The 859-nt window shown below is 71.8% G+C and carries 1 protein-coding gene; it reads right to left on the bottom strand.

From position 1 onward, the window contains the following. Positions 1-17: 17 nt before the first annotated feature. A complete protein-coding gene (locus ACNPM4_RS12320) occupies positions 18-767 on the bottom strand; it encodes an arginase family protein (protein ID WP_448985883.1) in 750 nt (249 codons plus the stop codon). Positions 768-859: the final 92 nt, after the last annotated feature.

Genomic DNA, 859 nt, shown 5'->3' with positions numbered 1-859 from the left:
CCAGGCCGCCGCCGTGCTCATGCCACGGCTCCGACCAACCGGAGCAGTGCTCCGAGGTCGTCGACCGCATCGGCCGGCGTTCGCGGGGCGAAGCCGGCGATCGTCGCGCCGGCCAGCGGGATCTCGGTGCGCAGCGCGCGGATGGCGGCGCTCAGAGCCGTGGGGGAGAGCCCGAACGGCACGGAGGAGGAGACGCCGGCGAAGTCGGAGGGGTCGAGCACATCCACGTCGATGTGGACCCAGACCCGTGATGCCCCGGTCGCTCTGACCGCGTCGAGCAGCGCATCGGGTCGTTCGAGGTCGTCGACCGAGAGGTTCGTCAGACCCTCGAGGGGGGCGACCTCGGCGTCGTCGAGATTGCGCACGCCCACGGTTACCACCCGGTCGGCGCGGATCGCGGGGGAGAGGACGAGCTGCTCCTCGCCCTCGCCGAGCAGGGCGCGCAACGCCATTCCGGAGAAGGCTCCGGAGGGAGAGGTATCGGGCGTGTGGAGGTCGGCGTGGGCGTCGCACCACACGACGGCGAGATCGTCGGTGCCGCCCGGGAGCGCATCGATCGCGGCGACGGTGATGCTGCAGTCGCCGCCGATCACGACCGTATCCGAGTCGATGTGCCCGTGGGTGAGCTCGCGTGTGCGCAGCAGCGCGCTCAGGCGGCGCACCCCGGTGCCGAGGGATTCACCCGCCTCGACCGGCACCTCCAGCACGGTCGTGGCTGCCCGAGGAAGGTCTCCGGCGATGGCTGCGGCACCGTCGACGAGGAGCATCGCGCGCGGTGCGGGGGAACCCTGCCACTGCGGGATGACGAGGAATCGCACCATGGGTGCCTCCGAGAAGAAGAGCGCGGATGTCCCGGGCG

This window comes from Microbacterium umsixpiens (assembly GCF_053543675.1).
The sequence above is the reverse complement of the archived record's forward strand: the minus strand, read 5'-3'. Positions and strand labels throughout refer to the sequence as shown.

What these genes read in the sequence shown, in the direction of transcription:
- ACNPM4_RS12320 (WP_448985883.1), bottom strand. Translation starts at nt 767, where the DNA reads ATGCTCCTCGTCGACGGTGCCGCAGCCATCGCCGGAGACCTTCCTCGG.